At 56.1% G+C, this 20,069-nt stretch carries 22 protein-coding genes, 1 other RNA gene and 2 pseudogenes; 12 read left to right on the top strand and 13 right to left on the bottom strand.

Annotation, left to right across the window (positions count from 1 at the left end):
- Positions 1-9: 9 nt before the first annotated feature.
- A pseudogene (locus tag PSH73_RS21575) lies at positions 10-267 on the top strand (MBL fold metallo-hydrolase); the annotation flags it as partial.
- Positions 268-661: 394 nt separating this feature from the next.
- Here the strand turns inward: PSH73_RS21575 and PSH73_RS21565 are convergent.
- The 9 genes and pseudogenes from PSH73_RS21565 to PSH73_RS21525 all read right to left on the bottom strand — a co-directional run bounded on the left by PSH73_RS21565 (position 662) and on the right by PSH73_RS21525 (position 7,151).
- The gene (locus PSH73_RS21565; RefSeq protein WP_305461336.1) at positions 662-1,219 is read right to left on the bottom strand and encodes a DUF3365 domain-containing protein; all 558 of its coding nucleotides are present in this window, start codon (positions 1,217-1,219) and stop codon (positions 662-664) included.
- Between the two features lie 205 nt (positions 1,220-1,424).
- Positions 1,425-1,632: pseudogene (locus PSH73_RS21560) on the bottom strand (MBL fold metallo-hydrolase); the annotation flags it as partial.
- A 203-nt stretch (positions 1,633-1,835) separates the two neighbouring features.
- Positions 1,836-2,024, bottom strand: a complete 189-nt coding sequence (locus tag PSH73_RS21555) for a DUF2892 domain-containing protein (protein WP_081044184.1) — start codon at positions 2,022-2,024, stop codon at positions 1,836-1,838.
- 13 nt (positions 2,025-2,037) lie between these two features.
- The gene (locus tag PSH73_RS21550) at positions 2,038-2,457 is read right to left on the bottom strand and encodes a DUF6691 family protein (RefSeq protein ID WP_057958483.1); all 420 of its coding nucleotides are present in this window, start codon (positions 2,455-2,457) and stop codon (positions 2,038-2,040) included.
- Entirely contained in the window at positions 2,454-2,894 is a 441-nt protein-coding gene (locus tag PSH73_RS21545; RefSeq protein WP_057958484.1) for a YeeE/YedE family protein, read from the bottom strand. The genes PSH73_RS21550 and PSH73_RS21545 overlap by 4 nt, the downstream gene beginning before the upstream one ends.
- Before the next feature lie 143 nt (positions 2,895-3,037).
- Positions 3,038-3,529, bottom strand: coding sequence for an OsmC family protein (locus tag PSH73_RS21540; RefSeq protein WP_057958485.1), 492 nt, complete (start codon positions 3,527-3,529; stop codon positions 3,038-3,040).
- A 189-nt stretch (positions 3,530-3,718) separates the two neighbouring features.
- A complete protein-coding gene (locus PSH73_RS21535) occupies positions 3,719-4,522 on the bottom strand; it encodes a sulfite exporter TauE/SafE family protein (protein WP_057958486.1) in 804 nt (267 codons plus the stop codon).
- Positions 4,523-4,550: 28 nt separating this feature from the next.
- The gene (locus PSH73_RS21530) at positions 4,551-6,221 is read right to left on the bottom strand and encodes a bifunctional protein tyrosine phosphatase family protein/NAD(P)/FAD-dependent oxidoreductase (RefSeq protein WP_057958487.1); all 1,671 of its coding nucleotides are present in this window, start codon (positions 6,219-6,221) and stop codon (positions 4,551-4,553) included.
- 51 nt (positions 6,222-6,272) lie between these two features.
- Complete coding sequence (locus PSH73_RS21525) at positions 6,273-7,151, bottom strand: MBL fold metallo-hydrolase (protein ID WP_057958488.1); 879 nt, start codon at positions 7,149-7,151, stop codon at positions 6,273-6,275.
- A 236-nt stretch (positions 7,152-7,387) separates the two neighbouring features.
- Between PSH73_RS21525 and PSH73_RS21520 the strand changes: the two genes are divergently transcribed.
- The 9 genes from PSH73_RS21520 to PSH73_RS21485 all read left to right on the top strand — a co-directional run bounded on the left by PSH73_RS21520 (position 7,388) and on the right by PSH73_RS21485 (position 14,967).
- Positions 7,388-8,713: a sigma-54-dependent Fis family transcriptional regulator gene (locus PSH73_RS21520; RefSeq protein WP_057958489.1), complete on the top strand. Its 1,326-nt coding sequence runs from the start codon at positions 7,388-7,390 to the stop codon at positions 8,711-8,713.
- A gap of 147 nt (positions 8,714-8,860) precedes the next feature.
- Entirely contained in the window at positions 8,861-9,061 is a 201-nt protein-coding gene (gene cydP / locus PSH73_RS27120; RefSeq protein ID WP_057958490.1) for a cytochrome oxidase putative small subunit CydP, read from the top strand.
- The gene (locus PSH73_RS21515) at positions 9,058-10,629 is read left to right on the top strand and encodes a cytochrome ubiquinol oxidase subunit I (RefSeq protein WP_057958491.1); all 1,572 of its coding nucleotides are present in this window, start codon (positions 9,058-9,060) and stop codon (positions 10,627-10,629) included. The genes cydP and PSH73_RS21515 overlap by 4 nt, the downstream gene beginning before the upstream one ends.
- Positions 10,622-11,758, top strand: a complete 1,137-nt coding sequence (gene cydB / locus PSH73_RS21510; protein WP_057958492.1) for a cytochrome d ubiquinol oxidase subunit II — start codon at positions 10,622-10,624, stop codon at positions 11,756-11,758. Before PSH73_RS21515 ends, cydB begins: the two co-directional genes overlap by 8 nt.
- 22 nt (positions 11,759-11,780) lie before the next feature.
- Positions 11,781-11,903: a cytochrome bd-I oxidase subunit CydX gene (cydX, locus tag PSH73_RS21505; RefSeq protein ID WP_081044185.1), complete on the top strand. Its 123-nt coding sequence runs from the start codon at positions 11,781-11,783 to the stop codon at positions 11,901-11,903.
- Positions 11,900-12,187, top strand: coding sequence for a cyd operon YbgE family protein (locus tag PSH73_RS21500; protein WP_057958493.1), 288 nt, complete (start codon positions 11,900-11,902; stop codon positions 12,185-12,187). The genes cydX and PSH73_RS21500 overlap by 4 nt, the downstream gene beginning before the upstream one ends.
- A gap of 11 nt (positions 12,188-12,198) precedes the next feature.
- On the top strand, positions 12,199-12,639 hold the full coding sequence (locus tag PSH73_RS21495; protein WP_057958494.1) for a group II truncated hemoglobin: 441 nt from the start codon (positions 12,199-12,201) through the stop codon (positions 12,637-12,639).
- Positions 12,640-12,837: 198 nt separating this feature from the next.
- Positions 12,838-13,218 (top strand): rhodanese-like domain-containing protein, encoded by a 381-nt coding sequence (locus tag PSH73_RS21490; RefSeq protein WP_057958592.1) that lies wholly within the window; start codon positions 12,838-12,840, stop codon positions 13,216-13,218.
- 987 nt (positions 13,219-14,205) lie between these two features.
- Positions 14,206-14,967 (top strand): OmpA family protein, encoded by a 762-nt coding sequence (locus tag PSH73_RS21485; RefSeq protein ID WP_029297808.1) that lies wholly within the window; start codon positions 14,206-14,208, stop codon positions 14,965-14,967.
- 68 nt (positions 14,968-15,035) lie between these two features.
- Here the strand turns inward: PSH73_RS21485 and PSH73_RS21480 are convergent, their stop codons facing one another.
- The 4 genes from PSH73_RS21480 to PSH73_RS21465 all read right to left on the bottom strand — a co-directional run bounded on the left by PSH73_RS21480 (position 15,036) and on the right by PSH73_RS21465 (position 18,494).
- Positions 15,036-15,617 carry a BON domain-containing protein gene (locus PSH73_RS21480; RefSeq protein WP_057958495.1) on the bottom strand — a complete coding sequence of 194 codons (582 nt, stop codon included), beginning with the start codon at positions 15,615-15,617 and terminating at the stop codon, positions 15,036-15,038.
- A complete protein-coding gene (locus tag PSH73_RS21475; RefSeq protein WP_057438165.1) occupies positions 15,614-16,207 on the bottom strand; it encodes a phosphoheptose isomerase in 594 nt (197 codons plus the stop codon). The genes PSH73_RS21480 and PSH73_RS21475 overlap by 4 nt, the downstream gene beginning before the upstream one ends.
- A 104-nt stretch (positions 16,208-16,311) precedes the next feature.
- Entirely contained in the window at positions 16,312-16,683 is a 372-nt protein-coding gene (locus PSH73_RS21470) for a YraN family protein (RefSeq protein ID WP_198818409.1), read from the bottom strand.
- Entirely contained in the window at positions 16,683-18,494 is a 1,812-nt protein-coding gene (locus tag PSH73_RS21465) for a penicillin-binding protein activator (RefSeq protein ID WP_057958497.1), read from the bottom strand. The genes PSH73_RS21470 and PSH73_RS21465 overlap by 1 nt, the downstream gene beginning before the upstream one ends.
- 219 nt (positions 18,495-18,713) lie before the next feature.
- Here PSH73_RS21465 and rsmI point away from each other — a divergent pair, with 219 nt between their 5' ends.
- Entirely contained in the window at positions 18,714-19,586 is an 873-nt protein-coding gene (rsmI, locus tag PSH73_RS21460; protein WP_057958498.1) for a 16S rRNA (cytidine(1402)-2'-O)-methyltransferase, read from the top strand.
- Positions 19,587-19,681: 95 nt separating this feature from the next.
- An RNA gene (gene rnpB / locus PSH73_RS21455) (RNase P RNA component class A) lies at positions 19,682-20,035 on the top strand.
- Positions 20,036-20,069: the final 34 nt, after the last annotated feature.

Here is a 20,069-nt window from a genome sequence, read left to right as displayed (position 1 = left end):
AACCCCCGACTGATCCGCGAAACCTTCCCCGTCGGCCCTTTGCAGTGCAACTGCACAATCATCGGCGGGTCACCAAGAAGGCCATCGTGGTCGATCCGTATGGCAACCATGAGCTGATCCTGGCGCGGCGCGGCGCGGCTCGACGCGCTGGGCCTGGGCCTTAAGGTGGTGAGCATCATCCACACCGATGCGCACCTGGACCACTTCCTGGCTTCCGGCCAGTTGAAAGACAAGACCTGCGCCACGCTGCACCTGCACAAGGAAGATTGTCTTTCTGGGCTGCCCAATACGCTTGGTTTTAGCAACTGAAAAAGTAATCCGAATCGCTCAATCACGAAGCCAAATGTCATAAGCGAAAGACTGGTTCGGTTCCAAGCCGGCAAGGCTCCCTCAGCGGCAAAAAACACTCATGGATCGTTCAGGTCAGATATTAAGTTATCCTTGTTTGAACGATTGTAGATTCGATTCCGGTCAGCTAGCAGCGATTGTTAAATTTATAAGTAAGACACGTAGACGTGTAGATGTTTTTTTCTTACTTAGGCTCCATATGTAGTGGTCTAATAAAAATTGAAATGCTCTAGTGTTCGGCTCAAGGATCGAATGTTGTAGGCTTAACAGAAATACCGCTCACCCAGAATGGGTATTTTTTTGCGTTCCTAAGTTAATCATTTGTTGTCTCTATGATTCGGCGTAGAGTAAATGCACCGCGCAACTCTCCTAGAGCAAAGCCGCGGGCTTTATCCTGTGGGTATCGTTGATCTATTACCGCAGCCAGTTCCGGCTTTAGCTCCTTACCATGGCATCCTAAACACGCCTCACCTGTGGGAATAGCCTTCATCATTCGGAATTCACCCTTTACGATTTCCGAATACGCTAAACCAGATAATGCTTCACCTGCCGCAGCGCGCTTAACAAACTGCTCAAGGATCTGCCTTTCCCAAACATCTGGCGCGTTATCCGGATTTCGAACCTTTAATGCTGTCCGACCCACAACCCACGGTGTTTGACTATGCTGATCAGCAATTTGTGGTGCGAGCAACTGGCAAGCCTCAACGGCGTTAACCGCTCCGCCTGTTTGCATCGCTGATTTCACGGTGTCCATAAGATGCTGCTGGAAGGGGGGAATAAGAGCAGCCCCTTCAGCAGTCATCTTTTCGAGGTCGTCAGCATAGGCTGCAACGCTCAATGCTCCGCTCAGAAAAATCGTTACCATCCGCATATCAATTTCCTCATACTTTTCTCGATCGAACTGTTGGGGTTAACAAACATGGCCTTGACGGGGTGGTGAGTCACGATCTAAAACGTGCATCTGCCCTTGTCAGGTAGCGACGGTATTGACGCATGCCAATTATTTAAGTGAGTCAATTAACGACAGCAACTCAGAGCACGTTAAGAGTCATTTTCAGGTAGCAAGTGCCACTTCCTTAAAATGGAGGTAACTGACCGGCCCGCATGTTCACTTGCACGGATGGGTGGATAAGTGTCGGCGTACCGAAGGTGGCATTCCGCGCTTGGCGCATAGCAACGAAATCTGCTTCGCTGGTGCCCATGATGCACATGGACGTTATGAGTTCGTTGCTCTGCAATGGTTGTTTCATTGCGGTATTCATCTCGACCCGGGACCTTATAGTCGGGTCACTGACAACATAGCTATAGGTATGCTTAGCGGAGTCAAAAAAAGCTTCTACATGTGGTTTCATGATGGAATTCTCTTTTCGATATACGAAGTGGAGTGCTGATCTACCAACGGGCTCTGGTAAGGAACCGTGATCAGTGCTGCGATCTAAACCACCAGGGGCACCTTCAGGCGCCCGCTAGTGTGCAACGGTTGCCGCTCAGCAACGGTTACAGGTTTTGATGCCTAGCAACGTATAGACAGGGCAGAAACGGAAAATGCCAGTGGCCAGCGGCACCAAACCTATCCAACCCCACACGCCGATCACACCGGATAGACTGAGGCCAATGAGAAGCAGACCAGCGACAACGCGCAGGCTACGGTCAATGGTTCCAATGTTCGCTTTCATGGCGATCTCCCGATCAATGGCTGCGCCGGGTCTCCAGCGCAGTAAACAACAACATGCCGGCCAGCATGGCCAACATGAACACAATCACTTGCCAGCTTCCTGTCAGCAGAATTGCCACGGCGGGGCCAGGACAGATGCCTGCTATTCCCCAGCCGATGCCGAACAACAGGCTCCCGCCAATCAAGCGCGGGTCCAACTCACGTTTGATCGGTAGCTGCATTGGCCTTCCCAGCAGAGAACTTGATTGCTGTCGCGCCCAGGTTAGCGGGCCAACGGCTATGCCGATCGCCCCGACCATGACCAACGCCAAGGAAGGATCCCAGGCACCGGTTAAATCGAGGAAAGCGAGTACTTTGCTCGGATTGGCCATGCCTGCCAGAAGCAGACCCAAGCCGAACAGCAGACCCGCAATGAATGCACTCAGTTTGGTCATGTCCAACCCCCCAGCAGATGACGCAAGACAAACACTGTGGCGAAACCACTGAACATGAAGCACGCAGTGGCAACCATCGATCGCGGCGAAAGGCGCGATATGCCGCACACCCCATGGCCACTGGTGCAACCTGAACCATATCGTGTGCCGATGCCCACCAATACACCGGCGACGATCAATTCGAACCAGCCACTTTGGAACTCAATCTGCGGCAGCGTGGCGAACAAGCCCCATAGAAGAGGCGCGATGAGCAGGCCCAGGAGAAAAAGTGCTTTCTCACTCACCCCCTCGCTCCCACGCTGTAAAAAACTGCCGATCAGACCGCTGATGCCTGCGATACGCCCGTTGGCGACGACGAATAGACTGGCCGCCAAGCCAATCAATGCACCGCCTGCAAGGGATGACCAGGGAGTGAAGTTGAGCCAGTCGACATTCATGAAGCTTCTCCGGCACAAAATTGTTGATACAGGGTTTGGATGACTGCCGATGCTGCTGGACTGCTGATGCGATAGAACGTCACCAACTCCAATACCAATCGGGCACTCTAAGCCACAATGTTTTACCTATCCGCTGCAAGTTTTCACGCCCCTGTCGAAGCGGGTTCAGTGGAAGCATGCAGATCACCTTTTAGTACCAGCCCTTCGGAGTCTATGACTCGTAATTGGACTGGGATGCCTTGGGCCACGCTTTGTGTAACGGTGCAAAAACTTTCGAATTGGCCAAGGATGCGCGGTAAGTGCTCCAGCTTGGCAGCTGATTTTCCTAACTGCAGTTCAATGTCTATATGGAGTACCCGTAGGCGATTTTCAGCATTGCGTCCGACCTCAGCAGTGGCCTTGCATGAAAGCGGCTCGGCATCCTGCTTGTACTTACGCAGGGCGAACAGCAGACTGTTAGTCAGACAGTTAGCAACCGCACCGAGCAGCAGTTCCACCGGGCTGGGACCAACAGCCTCACCCAGTGGGGGTGGCTCATCCACGGTCAGAGTCGGCGCACCTTCTTCGAAGTGCAGCGTGCAGCGATAGTCATGTTGTTGCTCCAAACGCAAATTCACACGAGTGCTGTCGTTCATGAGTCCAATCCTTCGTTCATTTGACGGTAGGTTCAATCCAGCTCTGCAGCAGCGGACCAGGAAGTGGATCAGTGGGGTGGCCGAGATAAATACCAGCAGAAGAACCATCGCGGCCGGATCTGGCAGTCATGGATTGGCTGAAGGCTTCCAGGGCAGCCGTCAACAGGCGGATAAGTCCTCCGCCCTGATCTACTGAATAGCTTTTACCAGCAAGGCCACTGCAACCACTGCAGATACAATGGCAAACCCTTTTTGTAAGTTTGGCCCCGACAGCTTGGCAGCGACCAAGCGCCCGCAGATCATGCCGGCTAATGCGCCAATGGAAAACGGAATGGCAACTGCCCACTGTAAGTGCCCAGCTGCCGAGCTTGCAGCAACGCCGGAAATTGAAACCAGTGCAATAACGGCTAGAGACGTTGCGAGCACGGACTGCGCTGTCAAATTGGTGTATCGCTGGAGCGCCGGCACCATCACGAAGCCACCGCCCACGCCGAGCAAGCCGGAAAGCCCGCCCGCGACAATCCCAGAAACGGTGAGCGCCCATGCACAGGGTGCAGTCCAGTTCAGCTTTCCGCGATTTGCGTCCAACAGACAAGGCGGTTGTTTGTTCATGGCCGGTGTCTTTGATTCCGCGGAAGAAGGCAATGAGCGTTGAAACACCCGGAACGCTACGTACATCAAGACAAAGGCAAAGATGATCGTCAACGGACGGTTCGGCATGCGCTGCGCCAGCCAAAGGCCAAGCGGAGAACAGACGATCCCCGCACCTGCGATCAAAAGCGCTGCTTTATAGCGGACGGTGCCGTTTTTGAGTCCCATCACGGCACCCAGAGTCGCGGCTAAACCGACAGCCAGTAAACCGATTGGCCCAGCTTCGGCCATGCTCAACCCCACTCCAAACACCAGCAAGGGAACAGCCAGTATTCCTCCGCCAGCGCCGGTCAGCGCCAGAATGACCCCAACAGTAAGCCCGAGCAGTAGGATCACGATCATCTCAGTCTCCTTGCTTTCAGGTCTGGTTTCATAGGTCGGCCAACTCAGGTTTCGCCATCCACTCATGGCCCTTGAGCATTCCCTTCCAATACAGCGGTGGAAGAATCCGTTCCTTGAGCAGCCATGCCAGCCTCGATGGCCGGGTGCCGTCGATTAGCCAGGATGGGAAGCTGGGGGCGACCTTGCCACCATAGGTGAACTCAGCCAGTACGATCTTGCCGCGTTCAACCGTCAGCGGGCAGGAGCCGTAACCGTCGTAATGGGCGCTGCCTTTCGCTTTACCCATTGCAGCCAGCACATTATGGGCAACGACTGGCGCTTGCTTGCGTGCTGCTGCGGCGGTTTTGGCGTTGCTGGAGTTGGCCGCGTCTCCCAGCGCGTGAATATTGACCCAGGTTTTATGGCGCAAAGTGGCAGGGTCGACATCAATCCAGCCAGCCGTGTCAACGAGAGGGCTGACCCGGATGAAGTCCGGCGCAATCTGCGGTGGCACCACATGAAGTAGATCGAAGTCGCGCGCAACAAGATGGGAGCTGCCATCCGAATCGACGCAGTTGAACGTTGCAGTCCGTGCGGGCCCATTCACGCTGGTGAGTGTGTTGCCGAAATTCAGGTCGACACCATAAGCCTTGATGTATGACATCAGTGCGGGCACATAGTCGGGAACTCCGAACAGCACCGCGCCAGCGCTGCAAAACTCGATCTCGATGTTGTCCAATACACCGGTACGTTTCCAATGATCGGCGGAGAGGTACATTGCCTTTTGCGGTGCCCCGGCACATTTGATCGGCATGGGTGGTTGAGTGAAAATGGCTCGCCCACCACGCAGTTGCTGCACCAGTTCCCACGTGTAAGGGGCAAGGTGATACAGGTAGTTTGAAGTCACACCGTTGCGGCCTAGCGTGTCCGACAACCCCTCGATGGCATGCCAGTTAAGCTTCAGGCCAGGGCATACAATCAGCTGCTCGTATTTGACGACTCGGCATCCATCAAGAATGACGGCATTTCTCTCTGGTTCGAATGCGGCGACCGCCGACTTGATCCAGTGCACGCCTCGCGGGATGGTTGTGCCCATCGTGTGGGCAGTTTGGGGTGCATTGAAGACACCACAGCCGACAAGCGTCCAGCCTGGTTGGTAGTAGTGCACATCTGCCGGGTCGATGATGGCAATGTCTAGTCCAGGCTCTCGTGCCAGCAAGCTGGATGCAGTCGCGATACCCGCCGCACCGCCACCGATGATGACCACGGAATGCTCCGCCTCAGAAACTTCGACCGGTGTGCGCCCCTGATTCGCAATTCGGCGAATGACGCCTTTCATATCGAACCCGGCTTTTTTGGCAGTATCGACGATGTGTGGCAGGGATTGTTGGCCGGCTTGTGACAGTGCCCACATCGTTGTCGAGCGCATGCCGGAACGGCAATAGGCCAACACGGGCTTTGGAAGCGTTTCAAGGAGCTTGCCAAAGGCAATACCTTGCTCGTCGGTGACTTTGCCTGATTCAGCAGGGAGGTAGTGCGCCTCAATACCGATCGCCTGGGCGGCTCGTTTGATTTCGGCAAACAACGGTTGATCGCCGCCTTCGCCATCGGGACGGTTACACACAATGGCGCGAAAACCAGCTTCTTTCAGTTCCGCCAATTGGTTGGGGAAAATTTGTTCTGATACTGACAGTCCAGGCACAAGGCAACGAATGTCCATAAAGGTCTCCGTTATGGGTATTTTCTTATAGGTTTTTCAGGGGAGGCAACGTCAGGCGACGTTGAGTGGGATTTTCAGGTAGCGCGTCCCGTTCGCTTCAGGCTCAGGCAAATGCCCGGCTCGCATGTTGACCTGAACCGATGGCAGGATCAGCGTTGGCATGTCCATCAATGCGTCACGCTTTGTGCGCATCGCCACGAACTCTTCCTCACTGATCCCATTACGCACGTGGACGTTTTGCGTGCGTTGGTCTGCAACAGTACTGACGAACTGCACCTCGCGGCCATCTGGCTGGTAGTCGTGGCACATGTACAGCAAGGTATTGGCCGGCAGACTCAGTACCTTGTTGATTGATTGGAACAGCGTACGCGCATCACCACCGGGAAAATCACAGCGTGCAGTACCGTAGTCCGGCATAAACAAGGTATCGCCGACGAATGCAGCCTTTTCGGTCCCATCGCTGATCACATAAGTCATACAGGCTGGTGTATGGCCCGGTGTATGGAGCGCGTGGCATTGCAGCGTGCCGATGGCGAACAGCTCGTCATTGACGAACAGGTGATCGAACTGGCTTCCATCGCGGGCCATATCACGACCTGTATTGAACAGAGTGCCGAATACCTCTTGCACCGTCGAAATCTGGCTGCCGATCCCTATTTTTCCACCGAGCTTTTCCTTCAGGTATGGCGCGGCCGTCAGGTGGTCTGCGTGGACGTGAGTCTCAAGAATCCAGTCGACCTTCGCATTGAGTTCGTTCACCCTCGCAATCAATTTGTCGGCAGACGTTGTGGCGGTGTGGCCGGATTTAGGGTCGTAGTCAAGTACGCTGTCTACTAAAGCGCAGTGGTTGGTCGCTTCATCCAGCACAAGGTAGCTGACGGTATTGGTGGCAGAATCGAAGAATCCTTCGACGTGAAGTTTTACGCTCATGACCTGTCTCCTTAGGGGGGCTTTTATCGAGCCGCTCACACTAAGGACTGACATAGCAATAAGCCTGCCAAGGTTGTTGTGTGCGAAAAATGGTTTTTATCTTGTTGATTTCAATAGATTTATATTTTTTTTAGGGATTTGTTTTTTTATAAGACCCTGAAATTCGCTGCCATTGGCAGTGCCTGTTGACAGAGCTGGCAGTGCCACAACAGGATGGTGGATTCTCAGGAGCCACCATGAAGACCATCCTGCCCGCCCCGGACAACTCACTCCCACACCCGGATCAAGTGCAGTCGCTTGTTTCGTTTCTTGAGCACGAACCCCAGCCGATGATCGTGCTCGATCCGGAGTACAACATCCTGGCCGCCAACACTGCCTATCAGCGGCAGTTTGGCAGCGCTGACAAACCCTTTATCGGTCATAAGTGTTATCAAGTCTCACACCATTACGATGTCCCTTGTGATCAGGCGGGTGAGAATTGTCCGATGAAAAAGGCGCAGGAAATGCGCGGGCCGGATCGTGTTTTGCACATTCACCACACGCCTCGCGGTCCCGAGCATGTCGACGTCGAATTGCGTCCGATCCTAGACGAGCACGGAATAATTACCGCGTATGTTGAGCGTCTCACACTGGTCCGAAGCGCCTCAGCGCGCCCCAGTAACGAAGGGCTGGTGGGCTGTTCACCAGCCTTTAACCTCGCCCTGTCTGAGCTGCAGCGGGTCGCACCATCAATGCTGCCGGTACTGCTGTTAGGCGAGTCCGGTACGGGCAAAGAGTTGTTCGCTCGCGCGGTGCATGAAACCAGCGAGCGGGCCACTGGACCCTTTGTAGTCGTAGATTGCTCAGGATTGACCGAAACGTTGTTTGAGAGCGAGCTGTTCGGCCATGAAAAAGGAGCATTCACCGGTGCCTCCACGCGTAAACCTGGTTTGGTCGAAACGGCCCAGGGCGGCACGTTGTTTCTTGATGAGATTGGCGATGTTCCGCTGGCAATGCAGGTGAAACTGTTGCGCCTGATCGAATCGGGCACCTATCGCCGTGTCGGCAGTGTCGAGACCCTTCACGCCAACTTCAGGTTAATTGCTGCGACCCATAAACCACTGGAAAAAATGATGGAGAGAGGTGAGTTCAGGCAGGACCTGTACTACCGCATCAGCGCCTTTCCAATTCAGTTACCCCCCTTGCGTAACCGAGTTGAAGATATTGGCTTGCTTGTGAATTCATTTCTACAACGTGCCGGTACAGGCAAGCGCCGGCTGACGATAGATGCCGATGCTCTGACACAATTGCAGCGCCTTCCCTGGCCCGGCAATATCCGTGAGTTACGCAATGTTCTAGAAAGAGCCAGTCTGTTCGCTGACGATGGAGTGATCCGCTCCATACATTTACCCCTGCCCAGCGTCGTGATACCTCCTCAGTCCTCGACGTCCACCCCTTTAGGCGGCAGCACGCTGGTACAAGCACTCGCGACTTTTAAAGGTTCCCGCAGTGAGTTGGCCAAGCAAATGGGGATTAGCGAGCGTACGTTGTATAGGCGACTGAAAGAGCAAGGGTTGGCGTAGTCGCTAGCGCTCACACCGCATGACTGCCAATGACTGCCACTCTGGCAGATTGGCAGCGTATTAACCTGCCATGGCATCCTCTGCCTTGACGGATTCACTTCTAACATACTGTTATTAAACAATAAAAATAAAAAAGATCCCCTTGGCATGCCGTGTGCTAACTGCATAGTCATGACCATTTCCGACAAACGACTACGACGCCATCTGCTCACAGCAGTACTGATCAAGCTACTGGTGCTGACAGTGCTGTGGTGGCTGTTCATCCGGGATTCGCACGTCAGCGTCGACTCGAACACTATCGGCGACAGGTTCGGTGTACCCACCTCGACTCAAGGGGCAAGCAAGTGATTTCAGAACAACTGGTGGATTTGTCTCGGCTGCAGTTTGCAGCCACTGCGCTTTACCACTTTCTTTTTGTACCGCTCACGGTTGGCATGGTGTGGCTGCTGGTCATCATGGAAAGCGTTTATGTGATGACCGGTAATGTCATCTGGAAAGACATGACGCGCTTCTGGGGCAAGCTGTTCGGCATCAACTTCGCCCTCGGGGTGACTACGGGTATCACCCTGGAATTTCAGTTCGGCACCAACTGGGCGTATTACTCGCACTACGTCGGCGACATCTTCGGTGCCCCGCTGGCCATCGAGGGTTTGATGGCGTTCTTCCTTGAATCGACCATGATCGGCCTGTTCTTTTTTGGCTGGGATCGCCTGAAAAAAGAGCACCACTTACTGGTCACGTTGCTGATGGCCATTGGTACAAACCTCTCTGCGCTATGGATTTTGATCGCCAATGGATGGATGCAGAATCCGGTGGGCTCGGAGTTCAGCTACATCACCATGCGCATGGAGATGGTTGATTTCTGGGCAGTGGTGTTCAACCCGGTTGCCCAGGCCAAGTTTGTACACACGGTCTCTGCCGGCTATGTCACCGGCTCGATGTTTGTGCTGTCGATTTCAAGTTGGTATTTGCTCAAGAATCGTGATGTCGAGTTTGCCAAGCGCAGCTTCCGGGTGGCGGCCGCCTTCGGTCTGGCATCCGTGTTGAGCGTGATCGTGCTGGGGGATGAGTCGGGTTACACGGTAGGTGAGGCGCAGCAAACCAAACTGGCGGCCATGGAGGCCATGTGGGACACCAAACCGGCACCTGCGGGTTTGACCCTGGTCGCCAGCATCAATGAAGCCGAGTCCAGGAACAACTGGGAGGTTGATATTCCATGGGTGATGGGCTTGATCGGCACTCGCTCGGCCAGCAAGCAAATCCCAGGCATACATGACATTAAAGAAAAAAACCGCGCTCGAATTCTCCGCGGCATTACCGCCGTCAATGCGCTGGAAGCGCTGCGAGCCGACCGCACCGATAAAGCGGCATTCGAAACCTTCGAAGCTTATAAGGCGGACCTGGGCTTTGGTCTGCTGCTCAAAAAATACGTCGAGGACGTCAACCAGGCCACGCCGGACATTATCGACAAAGCAGTGAACGATACCGTCCCACGCGTAACCCCCATGTTCTGGGCGTTCCGGATCATGGTGGGGCTTGGTTTTGCGATGTTGATGCTCTTCGGGCTTGCCTTCTGGAGCACGTTGAAGTCGACCTGCACGCGCAGCCGCTGGTTACTGCGTTGGGCTCTTTACATGCTGCCTGCGCCATGGGTTGCCTGCGAGTTGGGCTGGTTCGTCGCCGAATATGGTCGTCAGCCATGGACCATCTATGGCGTGCTGCCTACCCACATGAGTGTGTCTACCCTCAGCGTCAATAACCTCTATGGCTCGCTGGCGGGATTCATCGTGTTCTACACCGTGCTGCTGGTGGTTGAAATGTTCCTGATGGTCAAGTTTGCCCGTCAAGGTCCCGGCAGCCTCGGTACAGGTCGTTATGCCCACGACGCCCATTTGAAGGAACTCCACCATGCTTGATTACTTCACCCTGAAAATTATCTGGTGGGCGCTGGTTGGCGTACTGCTGATCGGTTTCGCCATCATGGACGGCCACGACATGGGGGTTGGCACACTCCTGCCTTTTGTCGGCCGCAACGACCTGGAACGACGCGTGGTTATCAACACCGTAGGGCCGCACTGGGATGGCAATCAGGTGTGGTTCATCACTGCCGGCGGCGCCCTGTTCGCGGCGTGGCCAGTGGTGTATGCCACTGCATTCAGCGGGTTCTATTGGGCGATGATCATGGTCCTGTGGGCGCTATTCTTCCGCCCGGTGGGTTTTGACTATCGCAGCAAGATTCAAAACTCCACTTGGCGCAGCACTTGGGATTGGGGCCTCTTTGTCGGAGGCGCGGTGCCGCCCCTGGTGTTCGGGATCGCGTTCGGCAACCTGTTGCAAGGGGTGCCGTTTCATTTCAACGACCTTCTGGTATCGACGTACACCGGCAGTTTTTGGCAACTGCTCAATCCCTTTGCGCTGCTGACCGGGGTTGTGAGTAGCGCAATGATTACCTTGCAGGGCGGTACCTATCTGGCACATCGCACTGAAGGTGTCATCCAGGCCAGGGCGATCAAAGGTGGAGTGGCTGCGGCAATCGTATTGTCGTGCTCGTTTATAGCGGCCGGCATCTGGCTGCAATGGATCGACGGTTATCGCATTACATCGTTGGTTGATACCGCCGGATTGCCCGATATTCTTAATAAGTCCGTGGTGCGCGAAGCGGGCGCCTGGATGGCTAACTATGGTCATTATCCGTTGTTGTGGCTGTTGCCCGTACTGGGATTGGTTGGCGCAGGAGGTGCCGCCATATTGCTGATGATGCGTCGCACACTCTCGGCGTTTGTTGCCTCATCGCTTGCGGTGATCGCAGTCATCAGCACGGCGGGTGTGTCGATGTTTCCATTCATCATGCCGTCATCAACAGTACCTGCGGCAAGTCTCACCGTGTGGGACAGCGTCTCCAGTCATTTAAGCCTAGCCATCATGTTCTGGGCCACGTTGATCTTCATGCCACTGATCGTGATTTACACCTCGTGGGCGTATCGCGTTATGCGGGGCAAGGTCACCGTCGCACACATCAAAGCCAACGAACATTCAGCCTATTAGTGCCAGCAAAGGAGTAAAGACTATGTGGTATTTCGCCTGGATGCTGGGAGTCGGTTTTGCATTGCTACTGGCTATATTGAATGCGATGTGGGGCGAGAACGAGGGCGGCCGAGCCTTGAGTGACAATGAGGAGACGCGGACATGATGCCGCGTGTTGCTAACGCTCCACCATCCTCACAAATTAATTTGCTGAGTTTGCTTATCGCTGTGGCGATCATGCTCGCATGTACGCTGTATCCCCCCATGATGGCAGCCCCCGATGGGAAAGCTGACCATGTGCTGGCTACTGCGTTGTTTGCGGCCATGAGTGTGGCCTTCGTGAGAGGTGTGGGTTTTGTCCCGCGGATGCTCGTCTGGCGTTGGCTTTTCTCAGGCTGGACCTGCTTTGCGGCACTTGCGCTTGCTGGTTGGGCAAAGTTTCTACATTGAGGACCGACGATATGACTGAGCTATTGAGTGACCAATATAAAGAAGGCGCTAGTACTTATCTCCAGTTAGGGGGGGAATCAGGCGTCCGTAAACTCGTCAACCGCTTTTACGAGCTGATGGATACGCTATCTGAAGCGAGAGTGGTGCGCCTGATGCATCCATTGAGCCTCGCCGACAGTGCTGACAGTCTATTTAAGTTCCTCAGCGGCTGGTTTGGCGGCCCGCCGCTGTTCCAACTGGAGCGCGGCCACCCGCGTCTGCGCATGCGACATGCGCCCTTTGCAGTCAGTATTGTTGAGCGCGACGAATGGATGCTGTGCATGCGTCAGGCAATTGATGAACAGGTGAATGACATAGCGCTAAATAGCAAGCTACAACGTATGTTTTCCGAAATGGCCGATCATATGATTAATACTGATGGGCAAAGTGCAGGTATTGCGGCACCCGTCTGAACGTTGCGTCTACTTTCAGCATCCGCACAATCGCAATGTTTTTAATTGGTTTTACCTGCTGCTTGTGAGAGCAGTTTGATAGATGTTCTTCAGTCTGAACTTTCTGATGGTGCGTATCTATGCCCAGATGGTTTTCCAATGCTGTCTCACCAAACAGAAGTAATCACCTCACTTAATTGGACTTTTAAAAATATCATGATAAAAACTGCCCATGACCTAGTAACTGAGGCAAAAGCACTGATTGAAGAGGTCTCCATCAAGGACGCAGAGCAGGCTATCCAGGATGCAGATGTGCTTATCGATGTGCGCGAAGCGGACGAGTATGCTGCTGGACACATTTCAGGCGCGATACATGCTTCGCGCGGCATGCTGGAATTTAAACTTACTAACGACAGTGCCCTCAGTTCTCGAGAGCTTAAAGTTGTAGTTTATTGCAAGACAAGTGGCCGTGCCGCACTAGCGGCCGCGTCAATGAAAAATATGGGCTATCTGTATGTCAAGTCGATCATGGGCGGATTTGATGCTTGGATCAGTGAAGAGAAACCAATTGCAGTTCCGCACCTGCCAACCTTTGATTAATATCTTATGTTCAAGTGGATTACGTGTTAGTGGTGCAATTCAAGGCAGGGGATCGTTGCGCGTTAATCCTGACAAAGAAATCGAATCGCCAGTGGTTTAGTCTAAGTGATGCCAGTATGTCATAATCAAATTTTTTTACAGTTTTTGACATGTTCCGCCCGCCGCTATACGGGTATCAATGGTCGCTGCAGCAGACTTCGAACTGACTGAGGGAAGTAGGCGCTGTATTTCATGCTCGTTCTATCATTACGCCTGTATGCACCAAGCCAAGGGGCTAATACTGTCCGGTGCCGGAAGGTCAGCAGTGCTCTAGCGACAGTGGCGAGCAAGACCCGTGTTAGTGAAACTCGCTCGCCATTGACGCCACGCTTGGAGCGACGGATTGGGTATCTGACCGCGTTGCAACAAAAGCTTGAGCTTCTGGAGCGTGACCAGCCATTCAGACACCTGAAGTCTCGGCGTCTGTCTGCGGCAGGATTGAATGTGATCTCCGCCCATCCGGCTTACGCGCGGGCCTACCGTTACGACCGGTATGCCCTGCGCTCTGGTATCAGTAGAGCGGTCGGGGAGGAGTCTTTATGGATCAGTCCCACCTAGGAAATCTATGAGCGTTGGTGCTACGTGATGCTTGTGAGCGTGCTCAGGCAACTGTTAGCTCATTTCGAGAAGTGCCGCCGCTTCAAAACCACTGATCGCGTGCTGTGGCGCGCCAGGCATGAGGGGGGGCACGCGTTGTACGCCGTTATGAGAGCCTTGCTCTTGAGATCTGAATCTCGATGTATGGTGATGTAATTGATATAAGGGTGTTTGTCAGGGCCTGACAGGGCAAGGCTCTGCTAGGGTTTAGGTGAGCGTGCCGGTGTTTATCTTTTGTCACAGGTGCGCGGCGGAGCACGGAATTTTTGCCGTTTGTCGCGTTCCAAACTCGGCACAGGTCCATTGCCAATGTCCTCTGCATCACAGAATGCAAAAGTAGGAGCTTCCCTCATGTTCACTTCGCGTCGTCTGCTTGTTGTTGCTACCGCGGTAGCCCTATTGTCGGGCTGTGCTTCCCCTAACCCTTACGATGGCAGCCAGGGACAGGCGGACAACGGTTCACAAGGCATGAGCAAAACCGCCAAGTACGGCGGCCTCGGCGCGCTGGCGGGTGCCTTGGCCGGTGCAGCCATTGACCACAACAACCGTGGCAAGGGCGCGCTGATCGGCGCCGCCGTGGCCGGTATCGGCGCTGCCGGTTACGGCTATTACGCTGACCAGCAGGAAAAGAAACTGCGGGAAAGCATGGCCAACACCGGCGTCGAGGTGCAGCGCCAGGGTGACCAGATCAAATTGATCATGCCGGGTAACATCACGTTTGCCACCAACTCCGATGCTATCGCCAGCAGCTTCTACACCCCCTTGAACAACCTGGCCGGGTCGCTCAAGCAGTTCAACCAGAACACCATCCAGATTGTCGGCTATACCGACAGCACCGGCAGCCGCCAGCTCAACATGGACCTGTCCCAACGGCGTGCGCAAAGCGTGGCCAACTACCTGACCTCCCAAGGTGTGAGCCCGACCAACCTGACCACCCGTGGTGCCGGCCCGGATAACCCGATTGCCAGCAACGCTGATGTCAATGGTCGTGCGCAGAACCGTCGTGTCGAGGTCAACCTCGGCCCGATCCCGGGTCAGCAGTACGGCCAGCCTGCGCAGCAACAGCAGCAGAACAACCAGTTCCAGGGCAATCCGTACCAGCAGTACCAGTAACCGCCAGCCAATAAAAAGGGCGCCGTGCAGTCAATGCACGGCGCCCTTTTTATTGGCTGGCGATTACATCAGTCGATGTATTCGAACAGCTTCACAATTTTCTGTACCCCGGACACACCCTGGACCAGGTTGGTGGCGCGGGTGGCTTCCTGCTGGGTCAGCAGGCCCATCAGGTAGACGATGCCGTTGTCAGTCACCACCTTGATCCGCGAGCCGGGGATCGCGCTGTCGGTGAGCATCTGCGCCTTGATCTTGGTGGTCAGCACAGCATCATTGCTGATTGCCAGCAGGGTGATGGGTTGTGCGACCTGCAATTCGTTATGGACTTTCTTGACCCGTTGCACGGTCGAAGCAGCTTGCTCGGCCTGGGTCTTGAGGTCGGCGCGCGGGGTTTGCCCGGCGAGCAGCACGATGCCGTTGAAGCTGGTCACGACGATGCGCGATGCGCCGTTACCCAGGTCGGTGGCGGCCTTGGCGACGTTGACGCCGACCTTGGTCTCGATCAGCGAGTCATCGATCTTGCTGCCAAAGGTGCGCGTGCCGCGGTCGTCCTGGATAGGGGAGTCGCGGGTCGCGGTGATGGCCGAGGTGCAGCCGCTGATAGCGAGGCACAGCGTGATGGCCATAAGGCTGAGGCGGTTAACGGTCATTCTTCACTCCCGAACAGTTGGCTGTCGATCAGATCGCACAGGCAGTGGATCGTCAGCAGATGGACTTCCTGAATACGTGCAGTGACATGGGCCGGGACGCGGATCTCCACGTCTTCGGGCAGCAGCAGTGAAGCCATGCCGCCACCGTCGCGCCCGGTCAATGCTACGACAATCATTTCGCGATCATGTGCGGCCTGGATCGCTTGAATAATGTTTGCCGAGTTGCCGCTGGTGGAAATCGCCAGCAGCACATCGCCCGGTTGGCCGAGGGCACGGATTTGTTTGGAAAAGATTTCGTTGTAGCTGTAGTCGTTGGCGATCGAGGTAATCGTCGACGAATCGGTAGTCAAGGCGATAGCCGGCAGGCTCGGCCGCTCGCGCTCAAAGCGGTTGAGTAGCTCGGAGGAGAAGTGCTGGGCGTCGCCGGCCGAACCGCCGTTGCCGCACGAAAGCATTTTGCCTTCGTTGAGCAGGGCGTTGACCATGACCTGGCTGGCTTGCTCGATGTGCGGTGCAAGTACGTCCATCGCCTGTTGCTTGGTATCGATACTGGCCTGGAAAAGCTGGCGAATTCGGGATTGCATGTCCATCTGTGTGACCTTAAGTAGCGCGGCTGTATGGCACACGAATGTGCAGCCCGCAAAGCAAAGAGCAAAAGTGTGCGGTGAAGATGTCCGATCTGTGCCGGTGGCGCTCAGCCGTCGAAGGCGTTGCGCAGCCAGTTCAGACCAGCGGTTCCGTGGGGGCTGCTTTCTATGGCAACCACATCGAAACGGCAGGGGGAGTCGGCCCAGCGACGTTCACTGAGCAGGAAAAACTGCGCGGCGAGTATCAGCTTTTGACGTTTGCGCTCGTCGATACTGGCGAGCGCACCACCCCATTGTGCGTATTTTCTGTAGCGGACTTCGACAAATACTACTGTATCGCCGTCAAGCATGACCAGATCAAGCTCGCCGCGTTTACACAACCAGTTCTGCGCCAGCAGGCGCAGACCTTGTCGCTGCAAGTGTTCAAGTGCTTGTTGTTCGGCATCCTTGCCGGTTTCTGCGCTGGAGCGTGGGGGCATCAGCGCGGGGTATCGGGCAAGCGTTCGATCTGGCCACTGACAAACTTGGCCCACGGCATCTGGCGTTCGATCCGTTGGCTCGGGCTCATGCCCAGGTTGCCGGAATGGCCGTCGATGCGGGTGTCGGGCAGCGCCTTGAGTTGACCCAGGCGTGGCGCCAGGCGGTAGGCGTCCACACCCATCGCATAGAGGCGGCCCAGGCTGCCATTGGCTTGTGGCCATTGTGTAGCAACCTGATTGCGCAGCGGGTCGGTGGTGTTGAGCAGCCACGGCGTTTCGCAGAACATAATGCCGTTCATGTCGTTGTACTGGTTCTTGTCGCCACTGGCACTGAACACGTGGGAAGTGGCATATACCGGCACATCGCCCGCGTATTGGAAGTTCAGCGTCGGCTTGATCTGTTGGGCCTGTTGCGGTGTCACGGCGAGGAAGATGAACTCGATATCCTGGCGACGCGATGGCTGTGCCGCGATGTCAGTGCCGACTGTGCTTTGCAGGCTCTTGGCGCGGCCTTCGCTCTGGCGCAGCTTGAACAGGTCGGCGATCTGCTGGGCGAGGGCCACAGGCTGGTCGACATGTTCGACACCGATCAGGGTGCCGCCGTTGGCTTCCCAGTCCTGGCGGAAGGCCTTGAGCACACGGTCGCCCCACTCGCCTTTTGGCACCATGGCCGCTGCGCGGTGCAGGCCATCGGCGCGGGCACGGCGCGACACTTCACGGGCTTCGTCCTCGGCAGCCAGGCCGAACTGGAACAGTTGCGCAGGGGCTTGGTCGCCCTCGCTGTAGTTCAGGGCCAGGGTGGTGATGGGCAGTTGCGGGCGGGCGCTGAGTTGCTTGACCAGCGGCTTCTCCAGCGGGCCGATCACCAGTTGCACGCCATCAGCCTGGGCCTTTTTGTAGAACTCATCGATGGAGCTGACGCGCGAGCTGTCATAGAACTCGATGACAGGTGGCTTCTGCCCGGCCTGTTGCGCTTGGTAGTGCGCGGCCATGAAACCTTCGCGCAGGGCCCTGGCCACGCTGGCCAGCGGGCCTTGCTGCGGTAAGAGCAGGGCGATTTTATTCAGCGGCTGGCTGGCCAGTTCCTTGAGCTTGGTCAGCGGCGTCGGCAGTTGCACCGCCGCCGGGTGCGCAGGGTTCTGCACGCGCCAGGTGTCGATGGCGGCTTGCTGCTGCTCCAGGGTGCCGGCGTTCTTCACGGCCTGGGCCAGGCTGATCCAGCCGTCGAGGACCGGATTGCCGCTGGCCTGCAACTGCTCGCCAGGTACGGCGGCAATCAGGCTCCAGATGGCTTCGTGGTTGCTGGCGGCAGCATCGCCCGTCAGCAACGGGGCCATGGCCACGCGTTCGCGGGCTGCGGCCAGGGTCTGGCCGTCGGCTTCATAGGCGCGGGCATGCACGCTGCCAGTGCGGATCTGTTGTTCCGGCGGCAACTCCTTGAGGTTTTGCAGGCTCGGATGGCTCAGCGCGGTCAACGCAGCCTTGGGCTGGTTGCGGCCCATGGCCAGTTCTGCAGTCAAGGTGCTGGCGAAGACCTGGGCGGCCGGCTTGAGGCTGTCCAGCGGCACTTGCGCGAGGATCTGCGCGGAGCGCCCAGGATTGTTCTGGTGGAAGGCCATGTCCGCTGCGCTCAGGCGCAGCAGTGCAGCTTTTTCTGGAGTCTTGGCCGAAGTCGCCTGTTCGAGCAGTTGCTCGATGGTGGCATCCGGGGTCCGTGGGAGTTCGCCAAGGCTTGACGAGGGCGAGCTTGCGCAAGCCGCCAACAGGGCAGCCAGGCAAAGGGCGGAGAACAGCCGCAGGCAAGCGATCATGTAAGTGTTCCTGATACCGATCAAATTAGCGTGGAATTGTACCCAAGCACTGGCCCGGGCGCGATGTTACTGGCGTGAAACCGTCTATTTAGATCGTTTAAATGTTGCAGGGCGTCAGTAACCGCAGCAAACAGACCCGATGGACACGACCCCGTTGGCGCATTTTCTTGACGTCTACGCGCTACAATATGGCTTTTGCCAATCTTTGAGGTGTGCGCTTTGACTGCTCCAGGTCCTTTGAATTCCACTGCTGGCTCGCTTTTTGTGGTGGCGACGCCCATTGGCAACCTGGACGACATCAGCGCACGGGCGCTGAAAGTGTTGCGCGAAGCCAAGTTGATTGCGGCGGAAGACACCCGGCACTCGCTGCGCCTGATGCAGCACTTTGGCATCACCACGCCCCTGGCGGCCTGCCATGAGCATAATGAGCGTGACGAGGGCAGTCGCTTTATTACCCGCCTGCTCGCGGGCGATGACGTGGCGTTGATTTCCGATGCCGGTACGCCATTGATCTCCGACCCTGGTTACCACCTGGTCCGTCAGGCCCGGGCGGCGGGCATCAATATAGTCCCGGTTCCCGGGGCGTGTGCGTTGATTGCCGCCTTGTCAGCCGCGGGCTTGCCGTCCGACCGCTTTATCTTCGAAGGTTTCCTGCCGGCCAAGGCCGTGGGGCGCCGGGCGCGTCTGGAACTGTTAAAGGAAGAGCCGCGCACCCTGATCTTCTACGAGGCGCCGCACCGTATCCTCGAGTGCCTGCAAGATATGGAGCTGGTCTTCGGTGGCGAACGCCTGGCCTTGCTGGCACGGGAGCTGACCAAGACTTTTGAAACCCTCAAGGGCCTGCCGCTGGAAGAGCTGCGCGCGTTTGTCGAGGGTGACAGCAATCAGCAGCGTGGCGAATGCGTCGTGCTGGTCGCGGGCTGGGCCGCGCCAGAGACTGAAGATGCCGTGGGCAGTGAAGCCATGCGCGTGCTGGACCTGCTGCTCAAGGAAATGCCACTCAAGCGCGCCGCAGCCCTGGCCGCAGAAATCACCGGTGTGCGCAAGAACGTGCTGTATCAGGCCGCGCTTGATAAGCAAAAGAGCGAATAGTTCCAGGGTTTAACCTGCACGGCGTCGGAACATGATGGCAATGCTGTCTTTTAATACTTGTTCTAAGGCCGCCGTGCCGTTAACCTTCGCGGCGGAGAGTCGATTGGACAGTCGCTGCCCTCTATGAAAATTAGGGGGGGGAGGAAAGTCCGGGCTCCATAGGGCGAAGTGCCAGGTAATGCCTGGGGGGCGTGAGCCTACGGAAAGTGCCACAGAAAATAACCGCCTAAGCACTTCGGTGCCGGTAAGGGTGAAAAGGTGCGGTAAGAGCGCACCGCGCGACTGGCAACAGTTCGTGGCTAGGTAAACCCCACTTGGAGCAAGACCAAATAGGGTTCCAAGGCGTGGCCCGCGCTGGAACCGGGTAGGTTGCTAAAGATGTCCAGTGATGGCCATCGTAGACGAATGACTGTTCAAGACAGAACCCGGCTTATAGATCGACTCTCCACCTTTTTCCCTCTGCACGAGTCTCGGGCAGAAACC

Source organism: Pseudomonas sp. FP2294 (genome assembly GCF_030687625.1).
Classification (GTDB): domain Bacteria; phylum Pseudomonadota; class Gammaproteobacteria; order Pseudomonadales; family Pseudomonadaceae; genus Aquipseudomonas; species Aquipseudomonas shahriarae.
Note: the sequence above shows the minus strand (reverse complement) of the source record. Positions and strands in the feature narration are given on the sequence as shown.